We start from the raw sequence: 11885 nt of genomic DNA, 5'->3' as shown, positions 1-11885 counted from the left end.
CCGGACATGTTGATCGTGCCGCTCATGAGCCCCGAACCTGAACGCGCATGAGCGTATTCGTCCTCCGACGTGTCCTGACCTTGCTGGCGACGCTGGTCGGCGCATCCGTGATCATTTTCCTGGTGCTGGATGCGCTGCCGGGCAATGCCGCGCAGATGCTGATGGGCGCAGACGCCTCGGCGGATGCTGTGCGCGCGCTCACCGTCAAGCTCGGGCTCGATCAGCCGCTGGCGGTTCGTTACCTGTACTGGATCAAGGGACTGTTGGTCGGCGATCTCGGCAACTCCTATGTCTACGGCACGCCCGTCGGCGCCCTGATCGCGGAGCGGCTGGTGCTGACCATTCCGCTCGCGATCATGTCGATGCTGATCACGGTGACGCTGGCGCTCTCGGCCGGCATCTACACCGCCGCCAACCACAACAAGCTCGGCGATGTCGGCGTGATGTCGCTGACGCAGGTGGGCATCGCGCTGCCGAATTTCTGGTTCGCGATTCTCCTGGTGCTGCTGTTCGCGGTACGGCTGCAATGGCTCTCCGCGGGCGGCTTTGCCGGCTGGGACGACGGCATCTGGCCTGGCGTCAAATCGCTGCTGCTGCCGTCGATCTCGCTCGCGGTGGTGCAGGCCGCGATCCTTGCCCGCGTCACCCGCTCCGCGGTCCTGGAAGTGCTGCGCGAAGACTTCGTCCGCACCGCGCGCGCGAAGGGGCTCGGCAAGCGCGAGGTGTTGTGGAGCCACGTGCTGCGCAACGCCATGATCCCGGTGATGACGGTGATGGGCCTGCAATTCGCCAATCTGCTCGCCGGCACCATCGTCATCGAGAACGTATTCTATCTGCCGGGCCTCGGCCGGCTGATCTTCCAGTCGATCGCCAACCGCGACCTGATCGTGGTGCGCAACTGCGTGATGCTGCTCGCGGCCATGGTCGTCGTCGTCAATTTCGTGGTCGACGTGCTCTACGCCTTCATCGATCCCCGCATCAAGGTTCACGATTTGTGAGCGCGCCCCTGACCACTTCGGTTGACGCGCCGGTCGCAACGCGCCCCTTACCGGCCAAGACGTTCTGGGGCCGTGCGCTGCGCCATCGCAGCTTCGTGCTGGGCGGCGCGCTCAGCCTGCTGGTGATCGGCTCGGCGTTGCTCTCGCTGGTGTGGACGCCCTGGTCGCCCTACGAGATCGATATCGCCTCGAAACTCCGGCCGCCGTCGGCGGCGCACTGGCTCGGCACCGATACCTTCGGCCGCGACATCGTCTCGCTGCTGCTTGCCGGCGCCCGCTCCACCATCCTGGTCGGCATCATCGCAGTCGGCATCGGTCTCACCTTCGGCGTCTGTCTTGGCCTGATTGCGTCGGCCAGGCGCGGCTGGACCGAAGAGATCATCATGCGCTTCTCCGACTTCACCTTCGCCTTTCCGGCGGTGCTCTCGGCGATCATGCTGGCAGCGGTCGCAGGCCCAGGCATGGTAACCTCGATCATCGCGATCGGCATCTTCCAGATCCCGACCTTGACCCGGCTGACACGCGGCTCGGCCAACGCAATCTGGGCGCGCGAATTCGTGCTGGCGGCGCGCGCCTCGGGGAAGGGCAAGTTCCGCATCACCATCGAGCACGTTTTGCCGAACATCCTGTCGATCTTGATCGTGCAGGCGACCATCCAGTTCGCGCTGGCGATCCTCGCCGAGGCCGCGCTGTCCTATCTCGGCCTCGGCACGCAGCCGCCGCAACCGTCCTGGGGCCGCATGCTGAACGATGCGCAGACCATGCTGTTCCAGTCGCCGATGCTCGCAGTCTACCCGGGTGCTGCGATCGCGATCGCCGTGCTCGGCCTCAATCTGCTCGGCGACGGCTTGCGCGACCTGTTCGACCCCAGACTGGCGCGGGAGCGGTGATGATGGCTGATCCCGCAACCGTGCCGCTGATCGAAGTCGCTGGTCTCGGCGTCCGCCTCAACACCAGCCGCGGCCCGGCGCAAGCCGTGCGCGGCGTCAGTTTTGCGCTGAAGCGTGGCGAGACGCTCGGACTCGTCGGCGAGTCCGGCTGCGGCAAGTCGGTCACGGCGTTGTCGCTGATGGGGTTGTTGCCGGACAGTGCGGTCGTGACCGGCAGCATCCGTTTCGACGGGCGCGAGCTCGCGCGGTTGCCGGATGCGGAGTATTGCGGCTTGCGCGGCAACCGCATCAGCATGATTTTCCAGGAGCCGATGACGGCCCTGAACCCGATGCACGCGATCGGCCATCAGGTCGCCGAGCCGCTGCGGCGTCACAAGAAATATTCCGCCGCGCAGGCACGGAGAGAGGCAATCGCCTTGCTCGACCGCGTCGGGCTGCCCGATCCGGCAAAGCGCATCGATGCCTATCCGCACCAGTTCTCCGGCGGCCAGCGCCAGCGCGTCACCATCGCCATGGCGCTCGCCTGCGAGCCCGATTTATTGATCGCGGACGAGCCGACCACCGCGCTCGACGTCACCATCCAGGGCCAGATCCTCGATCTCATTGCCGATCTCGTCGAGGAGCGCGGCATGTCGATGATCCTGATCTCGCACGATCTCGGCGTCATCGCCGAGAACGTGCAGCGCATGATGGTGATGTATGGCGGCACCGTGATCGAGAGCGGGCCGACCGACGAGGTATTCCGCCGCATGGGTCATCCCTATACGCAGGGCCTGTTTCGTGCCCGCCCGCGGCTCGGCGCGCGCAAGGGGACGCGGCTGACGACGATCGCGGGCACGGTGCCGGAGCTCGCCGATTTGCCGGTGGGTTGCGCCTTTTCCGATCGATGTCCCCTTGTGATCGATCAATGCCGCTCCGCGCTTCCACCCGTTGTGGACGTCGGCCCTGGCCATGGCGTGCGCTGCATCAGGACGGATGTGTCGATGGCCGAAAACGCCGGGACGCTGTCCGCATGACCGCAGCACCTCTTCTCGACGTCAGAAATCTCGAGCAGCGCTACGCGCTGCCGCGCGAGAGCCTGTTTCGTCCGCCCGGAGAGGTGCGCGCGCTCAACGGCGTCAGCGTGCAGGTCGCCAGCGGCAAGAGCCTTGGCATCGTCGGTGAGTCCGGCTCGGGCAAGTCGACCTTCGCGCGGATGGTGATGGCGCTGGAGCGACCGACCGCGGGGCAGGTCACGCTGCTGGGTCGCGACCTCAACCGCATTTCCCCCGACGAATTGCGCCGTGCGCGGCGCGATTTCCAGATGGTGTTCCAGGACCCTTACGGATCGCTCGACCCGCGCCAGACCGTCGCACGCATCGTCGCCGAGCCGGTCACCGTGCTGGATGACGCCGACCGCACCAGTTTCCGCGCCCGCGTCGCCGCGGTGTTGCGGCAGGTCGGCTTGCGCGAAGCGGACATGGACAAATACCCGCACGAATTCTCCGGCGGCCAGCGCCAGCGCATCGCGATCGCGCGCGCGCTGATCACGCAACCGAGGCTGATCGTCGCGGACGAGCCGGTCTCCGCGCTCGACGTCTCCGTGCAGGCGCAGGTCCTGAACCTGATGCAGGACCTCCAGGAGCAGTTCGGGTTGAGCTACGTCCTGATCAGCCACGACCTCGCCGTCGTCGATTACCTCTGCGACGAGGTCGCGGTGATGTATCTCGGCCGGGTCGTCGAGCAGGGGCGGCCGGAGGATTTGTTCGAGCACTGCGCCCATCCCTATACGCGGGCGCTGCTCGACGCCGTGCCGCGCGCGCACGCCGGTGGCCGGCGCCGGCGCGGGGCCCAAGTGATCGCCTCGCAGATCGCCTCGCAATCGGCGACTGCTGCCGGATGTCCTTACGCGGCGCGCTGTCCGCTCGCCGACCAGCATTGCCGCGAGGTTCCACCTGAGCTACGCAGGGTGGGCGAGGGGCACCTTGCCGCCTGCCACAAGGCGGAGGCGGTGATGGCGTTGCCGCAAGTCGCCATGGAAGGTTAGCGTCCGCTGCGGGATTGGCGTAGGCTTGAGAACAGAGAAGGCAGGGGAGTTACGCATGTTCAGGAAATTATCGGTCATCGCATTTGCCGCAGCGCTTGCCGCAGCACCTCTGCCGGTGCTCGCGCAGAGCAAGAAGGACAGCGTCATCATGGGAATGACGCTAGAGCCGCCGGGGCTCGATCCCACCAACGCGGCTGCCGCCGCGATCGCCGAGGTCACGCTCTACAACATCTACGAGACCCTGACCAAGATTAACCAGGACGGCTCGACCTCGCCGCTGCTGGCCGAGAGCTGGACCGCCTCGCCGGACCTCAAGACCTTCACGTTCAAGCTGCGCAAGGGCGTCAAATTCCAGAACGGCGAGCCGTTCGACTCCGCGGCCGTGAAGTTCTCGTTCGAGCGCAACGCGGCGCCGACCAGCACCAACAAGGACAAGAGCCTGTTCCAGGGTTTTGAGAAGGTCGATGCGCCTGACGCCGACACGGTCGTGATCAGCCTGAAAAATGCCGAGCCGAACCTGCCGTTCCTCTTGGGACAGGCGAGCGGCTCGATCGTCGAGCCGAAGAGCGCTGCCACCAACGTCACGCAGCCGGTCGGAACCGGCCCCTATCAGCTCGGCACCTGGGCCAAGGGCTCTTCGATCACCCTGAACAAATGGGCCAACTATCGTAACGCTTCTGCGATCAAGCTGTCCAAGGTGACGATCCGTTTCATCTCGGATCCCGCCGCGCAGGCGGCGGCGCTGCTCTCGGGCGACGTCGATGCGTTTCCGCGCATTGCGACCCGCGTCGTTGCTCAATTCAAGAGCGATCCGCGCTTCACCGTGCTGATTGGCGGCTCCAAGGCCAAGACGATCGTCGCCATCAACGAGAAGAAGAAGCCGCTCGATGACGTCCGCGTTCGCCGCGCCATTCTCGCCGCGATCGATCGCAAGGCGATGATCGAGGGCGCCGCCGAGGGGTTCGGCACGCCGATCGGCAGCTTCTACACGCCGGGATCGCTCGGTTATGTCGACACCACCGGAATCAATCCTTACGATCCCGAGAAGGCCAAGAAGCTGCTCAGCGAGGCCGGCATCACCGCGCCGCTCGAGCTCAGCCTGAAGCTGCCGCCGCCGCCTTACGCGCGGCAGGGCGGAGAAATCCTCGCGGCCCAGCTCGCCAAGGTCGGCATCGTCGCCAAGATCGAGAACGTCGAGTGGGCGCAGTGGCTGTCGCAAGTGTTCGCCCCCAACGGGCCGCACAATTACGACCTCACTATCGTCTCCCATGTCGAACCGTTCGATCTCGTCAAGCTGACCGAGCCCGACTATTATCTCGGCTACAACAACGAGACGTTCAACGCGCTCTACAAGCAGATCGTCTCGACGCCTGATGAGGCCGGCCGCGCAAAATTGCTCGGCGATGCCCAGCGCATGTTGGCGACCGACGCGGTGGCCGGCTTCCTGTACCAGCCGCAATGGCCCACCGTCATCAGCAAGAAGCTGAAGGGCGTCTGGAAGGACGTGCCGCAGTTCGAGAACGATTTCTCGACCTGGGCCTGGGAGTAGGGGGCCGCGTCAGCAAGTCGAAACTGTTGGTTCTGCAATGGCCTCTTCCCATCGGGGAGAGGCCATTCGTTTGACGTCACCAAAACATACTCTGAAAAACAACCCCATGCACCGTAGCGATGGGCCTGATAGGCTTGACTAAGTTTCGGTCTTACCGAAATACCTTGCTCCGTCGGGCAAAACACCGGCATAATGCCACTGTCGGAGATTCTCGATGCCTGGCCGACCAGCATTTGCCGGACCAGTATCCGAAACAGCGACGGTCGTCCGCCCGCAAGGCATTTGGATCGCGCGGGTCGTAATTCTACGGATGATGCTCACCTCATAAACCCAGCTCGGCCTGTCTTCGGCTCGACGATGACGAGCCGGGTCGCTGTGAGGCGATATCCCTCGTCCATTGCACAACTCTTCGTTTGCTGCCGTTTCTTCCCGCACCTTATGAGTGCTGAAATGCCGAAAAGCGATTGCCGAATGATTTGACCGGTACGATCTATTTAACGATTTGCCGCTAAATTCACCACGATCTTCATTGCGCGTTGCTTCCACGTATTTTTTCGGTGTCGCGAATGGCACCCTTTTGGGGGACATTTGCATGCCGGAGCTGGGCTCCTATCGTTCGCGCATCCTCGCCGGAACGATTGCATCGGCCGCGCTCGGCGTTCTCGGCTTCAGCACGATCGGTTTTGGCGCCGCCGTGGTCGGCGAAAGCCGCAAGGCCGAGATCACGCAGAAGGCACCGAGCAGTCTCGACGCGTTGAAGGCGCAGTACCGTAGGCCCGCTTCGATCCCTTTCCCGAAGGACAATCCCTACACGCCCGACAAGGCGGCGCTCGGCAAGAAGTTGTATTTCGACACGCGTCTCTCGGTAAGCTCTGCGCAGTCATGCGCCAGCTGCCATAGTCCGGGTTTCGGTTGGGGTGACGGGCTCGCCGTCGGCGTCGGCCACGGCATGGCCAAGCTCGGGCGCCACTCGCCGACTATCGTCAACGCCGCCTGGAGCGCGATCTTCATGTGGGATGGACGACTTCCGACGCTGGAAGATCAGGCGCTCGGTCCGATCCAGTCGCCCGGCGAGATGAATATGAAGCTCGACGACTTGATGGCCCGGCTGGCGAGTATTCCCGAATATAAGCCGATGTTCGACGCGAGCTTTCCCGGCCAGGGCATGACGGCCAAGGCACTGGCGCAGGCGATCGCCACCTATGAGCGCACGGTCGTCTCGGAGCGCGCACCGTTTGACGCCTGGATCGAAGGCAACGAGAAGGCCATCCCCGAAGCAGCCAAGCGTGGCTTCGCCGTGTTCAACGGCAAGGCGCAATGCGCGGCCTGCCACGAGGGCTGGAACTTCACCAACGAGGGCTTTCAGGATATCGGCCTGCCGAGCACCGACATCGGCCGCGGCGAATATCTGCCGGGGGTGATCAAGATGCAGCACGCGTTCAAGACGCCCGGCCTGCGCGAGATCAACCGTCGCAGTCCTTTCATGCATGACGGCTCGCTCGCAACGCTCGAAGCGGTCATCGACCACTACGACCATGGCGGCGTCGACCGCCCCAGCCGATCCGATCTCATGCGCCCGCTCGGATTGACGGCGCAGGAGAAGGCCGATCTCGTCGCTTTCCTCAAGACCTTGACCAGCGAGCTCGAACCCACGGCCGTGCCGGTCCTGCCACGCTGAACTCGCCACGCTGAACTCGAAGGATATTCTCATGCGCACAATCGCTCTGTTCACCTGCGTGATCGTTGCCGGCTTCTCGGTCGGCGCCTATGCCGCGACCGAAGTGATCCACCAGCAGGGACGGGCCTTCTCCTCCGAGACCATCTCGGTCAAGAAGGGCGAAGCCGTCACCTTCCTCAACGACGACACCGTGCCGCACAACATCATGTCGGCCAGCAAGGGCAATGAGTTCAACCTGGGTTCGCAGGCGCCCGGCACCTCGACGGATGTCACCTTCAAGGAAGCGGGAGATGTGCAGGTGATCTGCGCCATTCACCCGCGCATGAAGATGATGGTCAAGGTGACCGACTAACCGATTGCCAGGCACCGGAGTTGACGATGTCCATACGCTATAAGATTTTCGGCGCCTTCAGTGTCGTGATCATGCTTGCCTGCTGCATTGCGTTCTACGGCATCCGCGCCATCGGCAACTCCGGCGACATGGTCGTACGTCTCTATGACGGTCCCCTGATGGGGATCAACCACGCGCGCTCCGCCCATGCCGGCCTGCACGATGCGCGTCTTCTGCTCCAGCGTGGGCTGGTCGCGGGCAGCTCCGGAGAACTGGTGACGCAGTTTGAATCGCTGATGCGCAGTACCAACGAAGACCTCAATGTGGTTCGTGAGCGCATCGCTGCGCCCAACGTCACGGCAACGCGCGAAAAGGTCGAGGCCCAGCTCAAGGACTGGTCGGGTGCCGTGCTCAAGATATTGAAGCCGTCGCCGGGTGGCACGACGGAGATCCCGACGAGTTTTCTGCTTGCGCAGCAGGGTGACAAGCTGATGGCGTCGATCGACGATCTCGTCGAGCTCGTGGCCGCTTACGGATATGACTATCGTACGGCGGCCGAAGGAGCCGTGGAATCGGCGCGAACGACGATGCTGTCGATTGCCGTCGGAACTGTCGCGATCGGGTTGATCATTGCGCTCGCATTCTCCTACTCGATGAGCCGACCGATCTCAGCCGCAGTGCGGGTCGCCGAACGTGTGGCGGCCGGTAATTTCGCGGACGATATCGTGGTCCGTCGCCGTGACGAGCTTGGCCGTCTTCTCAAGTCGCTTGCAGTCATGCAGGCGAGCCTCAAGATTCGGGCCGACGACGATCTTGCCGTGAGCACCGCCAAGGATCAGAGCAGCGCGGAGCAGACCAATCGCCGGCAGCGTCTCGAAGCGGAGATCGATGCCTTCCGCTCCGCCTTCAGCACGGTGTTGAGCCATACCGCGCGCATGACCGGCGAGCTGACCGACACGGCGCAGAGCCTCGCCTCGACCTCGCGTGCCGCCGGTACACAATCGAACGAGGCGGCTTCGACGGCGAAGGACACCTCGGCCAACGTTCAGACGGTGGCAACTGCCGCGACCCAGCTCGGCCAATCCGTGCAGGCGATCACGGCCCAGCTTGCGGATGCCACCACGATCGTACAGCGGGCGTCCGGCATGGGCGGAATCCGCCAACCAGACCATCGGCAGGCTGGCGAGCGCGGCGCAGCAGATCGACGAGGTGGTCGGCTTCATCAGGACCATCGCCGGCCAGACCAATCTGCTCGCGCTCAACGCCACGATCGAAGCGGCGCGGGCTGGCGAGGCGGGCAGGGGCTTTGCAGTCGTCGCCTCGGAGGTGAAGGCGCTGGCGACGCAGACGGCAAAGGCCACGGAGGAGATTTCGTCCCAGATCACCGAGGTGCAGTCGGCGACCCGGCTGGCGGTCGAGAATGTCGGTGCCATCGCGCTGATCATCGGCGACATCGACGGCTTTACCGGACGGATCGCGGCTGCGGTCGCCCAGCAGAATGAAGCGGCCGGCGAGATATCGAGGAATATCGGGCAGGCGGCCGCCGGCACGGCGCAGGTCGCGCGCAGCATTGCCGGAACGGCGGAGGCGACCGACACCGCCAACCGCACGGCCGATATGGTTCTCGCCACGGCGCACGACCTGTCCGGCCAGGCCACGCAGCTGCGCTCGTCGGTGGACCGGTTCCTGTCGAATGTCGCGGCGTAAGCGGCGGCATCGAGGGTTCGGCAGGCAGGATGGCACATCGTCTCTAAACGATGTGCCTCCTTGTTTGGTCAGGCCGCTTCTGCGGCGGCGATGTTGCCGATCCAGTTGCGGGCGAGCGTCACGTCGGCTTGCGACAATTGATGGCCTGCCGGTAAGACCTTGTGGTCGACACGCGCTCCTGCTTCCGACAACATCGCCGCAAGCTTTGCCGAATTGCTCGCCGGCACGATTGGATCAGCCTGCCCGGACAACAGCAGAACGGGCTTGCCGATAAGCTCCGCCTTGGGTGGATCGGACAGCGGCACCATCGCACGGAGCAGGATTGCGCCTGCAAGCACGTCCGGCTTCAGCAGCAACAGCGCGGCTGCGATGTTGGCGCCGTTGGAGAAGCCGACCGCAACCGGTGCTGCGATGCCATATCGCTGCTGTGCATCCGCGACGAAATCGCCGAGTTCGAGCGCGCGTCGGCGCACGTCCTCCTCGTCGAACACGCCTTCGGCCAGGCGGCGGAAGAAGCGCGGCATGCCGTGTTCGAGCACGCGGCCGCGCGGCGAGAGCAGGGCGGAGCCGGGTGAGATCATCTTACCAAGCCCGAGCAGATCGTTCTCGTCGCCGCCGGTGCCGTGCAGCAGCAGGAGCGGGACCGAGCCCGCGTTGGTCGCGGGCTCGAAACGATGGATGAATGTGTTCTCGGTCATGACATGCTTTCTTCGAGGTGGGGCAGGACACCCTCGATCTGCTTGCGCTGCGGCTCGAGGAAACTCGGCAGCTTCAAGTCGCGCCCCAGCGTCGCGACGGGTTCGTCAACGGCGAAGCCGGGAATATCGGTGGCGATCTCGAACAGCACGCCGCCGGGTTCGCGGAAATAGATCGAGCGGAAGTAGTTGCGGTCCTTCTGCTCGGTCGGGCGCAGGCCGTGGTTCGTAACGAGCTTTTGCGCCATCTGGCTCTGTTCGGCATCGTCCGCTGCGCGGAAGGCGATGTGATGCACCGAGCCGCCGCCCTGATGCCCACGCAAAAAGCCCTTGGCCTCGTAGATGTCGACGACGCTTCCCTGGGCGTCGCCAGGCGCCTTGAAGCGGATCACGGAGCCTTCGCGTCCGGTCTCCTTGAAGCCGAACACGTCGGTGAGAACGGCAGCCGTCTTCGTCGCGCTGTCGAGCAGCAACGTCACGCCGTGGAAGCCGCGGATCGCGTGCTCGGCCGGCACGTCGCCATTGCTCCAGCCGGGCTCGTGCTCGACGCCGGGAATGCCGACCAGCGCGAGCGCCATGCCATCAGGGTCGGTGAACGGCAGCACGGATTCGCCAAAACGCTTCTCCAGCGCCTCGTAGGCGATGCCCTTCTCGGTGAAACGCTGGGTCCAGTAGCCGAGCGAGCGCTGCGGCACGCGGAAGGCGGTCTGATGGGTCTCGCCGACGCCGCGGCGCCCGGCCGGCACGCCGGCCCAGGGAAAGAAAGTCAGGATGGTGCCGGGCCGGCCGGTCTCGTCGCCATAGTAGAAGTGATAGGTGCCGGGATCGTCGAAATTGACCGTCTTCTTGACGAAGCGCAGGCCGAGATCGCGGGTGTAGAAGCCGAAATTCCTGATGGGGTCGCCGGCGATCGCGGTGACGTGGTGCAGTCCAGACATTGTCGTCCTCCAAAGTTCGGGGAGCGGTCTTGCTCTCTGGCCGGAAATATCGTTCCGCTTTGGATTGGAGACAATCCATGCAAATATGACCGCTATGTCTACGATTTGGAAACAATTGCCCGGGCCGGACCTTGGATAAGGTCGCCAGCCTCCGGGCTTTCGTCCAAGTGGTCGAAAGCGGCAGCTTTGCGGAAGCCGGCCGGCAATTGCGGTTGTCGCGCTCGGCGATCAGCAAGTACATCGCCGACCTCGAGGAGAGCCTCGGCGTCCAGCTCCTGAACCGGACCACCCGCCACGCCAGCCCGACCGAGAATGGCCAGCGCTATTTCGAGCGCGCGGTCGTCATCCTGTCGGAGATCGAGGCCGCCGACCACGCGGTGGCGCAAGCGCAGTCGGCGCCGCGGGGCCTGTTGCGCGTCAATGCGCCGATGTCGTTCGGCACGATGCGGTTAGGTCCCGTGCTCGCTGAATTCATGGCGCGCTATCCCGAGCTTCAGCTCCAGATCGTGCTCAGCGACGATCTGCTCGATCCCGTTCAGGACGGTTTTGACGTGACGCTGCGGATCGCGGAATTGGAATCCTCGAGCTTGATAGCGCGAAAAATCATGCCAGTGGCGCGCATGATCTGCGCTTCGCCGGATTATCTCGCGCGGCACGGCACGCCAAAGCATCCGCAGGAGCTGCGCGACCACGCCTCGCTGACCTACGGCTTCCTGCTCACCGGCAATCAGTGGAAGCTCACAGGCCGCGACGGCGATCACTGGATCCAGCCCGCCTGGTCGCTCTGCGTCAACAATGCCGAGGTTTTGCGCGATGTCGCGATCAAGGGCAGGGGGCTCGCGCTGCTGCCTGAGTTCATCGCAGCCGATGCTTTGCGGAAGGGCGAACTGCGGACGGTGCTGGACAATTATTCTGCACCGCCGCTCGCGCTCTATGCGGTCTATCCGCCGACGCGGCACCTGTCAGTGAAGGTGCGGCTGTTTATCGATTTTCTGGTCGAGCGTTTCAGTGCAGGGAACGAACGTGAGGTCTGATAAGGACCAAAAAGATACATCTGAGAATCCGAGACCGCT

The 11885-nt window shown here is 64.2% G+C and carries 12 protein-coding genes and 1 pseudogene; 10 read left to right on the top strand and 3 right to left on the bottom strand.

Annotation, left to right across the window (positions count from 1 at the left end):
• Window positions 1–47: 47 nt before the first annotated feature.
• The 8 genes and pseudogenes from JJE66_RS23880 to JJE66_RS38985 all read left to right on the top strand — a co-directional run.
• The gene (locus JJE66_RS23880) at window positions 48–998 is read left to right on the top strand and encodes an ABC transporter permease (protein WP_200516924.1); all 951 of its coding nucleotides are present in this window, start codon (window positions 48–50) and stop codon (window positions 996–998) included.
• Window positions 995–1888, top strand: coding sequence for an ABC transporter permease (locus JJE66_RS23875; RefSeq protein WP_200516923.1), 894 nt, complete (start codon window positions 995–997; stop codon window positions 1886–1888). The genes JJE66_RS23880 and JJE66_RS23875 overlap by 4 nt, the downstream gene beginning before the upstream one ends.
• Window positions 1888–2904, top strand: coding sequence for an ABC transporter ATP-binding protein (locus tag JJE66_RS23870; RefSeq protein ID WP_409362842.1), 1017 nt, complete (start codon window positions 1888–1890; stop codon window positions 2902–2904). The genes JJE66_RS23875 and JJE66_RS23870 overlap by 1 nt, the downstream gene beginning before the upstream one ends.
• Window positions 2901–3914 carry an ABC transporter ATP-binding protein gene (locus tag JJE66_RS23865; protein ID WP_200516921.1) on the top strand — a complete coding sequence of 338 codons (1014 nt, stop codon included), beginning with the start codon at window positions 2901–2903 and terminating at the stop codon, window positions 3912–3914. Before JJE66_RS23870 ends, JJE66_RS23865 begins: the two co-directional genes overlap by 4 nt.
• A 55-nt stretch (window positions 3915–3969) precedes the next feature.
• The gene (locus JJE66_RS23860) at window positions 3970–5463 is read left to right on the top strand and encodes an ABC transporter substrate-binding protein (RefSeq protein ID WP_200516920.1); all 1494 of its coding nucleotides are present in this window, start codon (window positions 3970–3972) and stop codon (window positions 5461–5463) included.
• A gap of 592 nt (window positions 5464–6055) precedes the next feature.
• Entirely contained in the window at window positions 6056–7141 is a 1086-nt protein-coding gene (locus JJE66_RS23855) for a cytochrome-c peroxidase (protein WP_200516919.1), read from the top strand.
• A 31-nt stretch (window positions 7142–7172) separates the two neighbouring features.
• Window positions 7173–7493: a plastocyanin/azurin family copper-binding protein gene (locus tag JJE66_RS23850; RefSeq protein WP_200516918.1), complete on the top strand. Its 321-nt coding sequence runs from the start codon at window positions 7173–7175 to the stop codon at window positions 7491–7493.
• A gap of 26 nt (window positions 7494–7519) precedes the next feature.
• A pseudogene (locus tag JJE66_RS38985) lies at window positions 7520–8203 on the top strand (MCP four helix bundle domain-containing protein); the annotation flags it as partial.
• Here JJE66_RS38985 and JJE66_RS38195 read toward each other — a convergent pair.
• Complete coding sequence (locus tag JJE66_RS38195) at window positions 8141–8695, bottom strand: hypothetical protein (protein ID WP_246756711.1); 555 nt, start codon at window positions 8693–8695, stop codon at window positions 8141–8143. The pseudogene JJE66_RS38985 and the gene JJE66_RS38195 sit on opposite strands and share 63 nt — an antisense overlap.
• Here JJE66_RS38195 and JJE66_RS38190 point away from each other — a divergent pair.
• Window positions 8682–9179 (top strand): methyl-accepting chemotaxis protein, encoded by a 498-nt coding sequence (locus JJE66_RS38190; protein WP_311979954.1) that lies wholly within the window; start codon window positions 8682–8684, stop codon window positions 9177–9179. The two genes, JJE66_RS38195 and JJE66_RS38190, sit on opposite strands and share 14 nt — an antisense overlap.
• 68 nt (window positions 9180–9247) lie before the next feature.
• Here JJE66_RS38190 and JJE66_RS23840 read toward each other — a convergent pair whose 3' ends face one another.
• On the bottom strand, window positions 9248–9877 hold the full coding sequence (locus tag JJE66_RS23840) for an alpha/beta hydrolase (protein WP_200516916.1): 630 nt from the start codon (window positions 9875–9877) through the stop codon (window positions 9248–9250).
• A complete protein-coding gene (locus JJE66_RS23835; RefSeq protein WP_200516915.1) occupies window positions 9874–10812 on the bottom strand; it encodes a ring-cleaving dioxygenase in 939 nt (312 codons plus the stop codon). Before JJE66_RS23835 ends, JJE66_RS23840 begins: the two co-directional genes overlap by 4 nt.
• A 131-nt stretch (window positions 10813–10943) precedes the next feature.
• Between JJE66_RS23835 and JJE66_RS23830 the strand changes: the two genes are divergently transcribed.
• Complete coding sequence (locus JJE66_RS23830; protein WP_200516914.1) at window positions 10944–11846, top strand: LysR family transcriptional regulator; 903 nt, start codon at window positions 10944–10946, stop codon at window positions 11844–11846.
• The last annotated feature ends 39 nt before the right edge of the window (window positions 11847–11885 follow it).

It is taken from the genome of Bradyrhizobium diazoefficiens (genome assembly GCF_016612535.1).
Taxonomy (GTDB): domain Bacteria; phylum Pseudomonadota; class Alphaproteobacteria; order Rhizobiales; family Xanthobacteraceae; genus Bradyrhizobium; species Bradyrhizobium diazoefficiens_C.
This window is presented reverse-complemented; position numbering and strand designations above follow the sequence as displayed.

Bases quoted from the DNA above. Each gene is read 5' to 3' on its own strand.
- JJE66_RS23865 (WP_200516921.1), top strand. From the start codon at position 2,901: ATGACCGCAGCACCTCTTCTCGACGTCAGAAATCTCGAGCAGCGCTAC.
- JJE66_RS23880 (WP_200516924.1), top strand. From the start codon at position 48: ATGAGCGTATTCGTCCTCCGACGTGTCCTGACCTTGCTGGCGACGCTG.
- JJE66_RS23870 (WP_409362842.1), top strand. From the start codon at position 1,888: ATGATGGCTGATCCCGCAACCGTGCCGCTGATCGAAGTCGCTGGTCTC.
- JJE66_RS23855 (WP_200516919.1), top strand. From the start codon at position 6,056: ATGCCGGAGCTGGGCTCCTATCGTTCGCGCATCCTCGCCGGAACGATT.
- JJE66_RS23840 (WP_200516916.1), bottom strand. From the start codon at position 9,877: ATGACCGAGAACACATTCATCCATCGTTTCGAGCCCGCGACCAACGCG.
- JJE66_RS38195 (WP_246756711.1), bottom strand. From the start codon at position 8,695: ATGAAGCCGACCACCTCGTCGATCTGCTGCGCCGCGCTCGCCAGCCTG.
- JJE66_RS23835 (WP_200516915.1), bottom strand. From the start codon at position 10,812: ATGTCTGGACTGCACCACGTCACCGCGATCGCCGGCGACCCCATCAGG.
- JJE66_RS23850 (WP_200516918.1), top strand. From the start codon at position 7,173: ATGCGCACAATCGCTCTGTTCACCTGCGTGATCGTTGCCGGCTTCTCG.
- JJE66_RS23860 (WP_200516920.1), top strand. From the start codon at position 3,970: ATGTTCAGGAAATTATCGGTCATCGCATTTGCCGCAGCGCTTGCCGCA.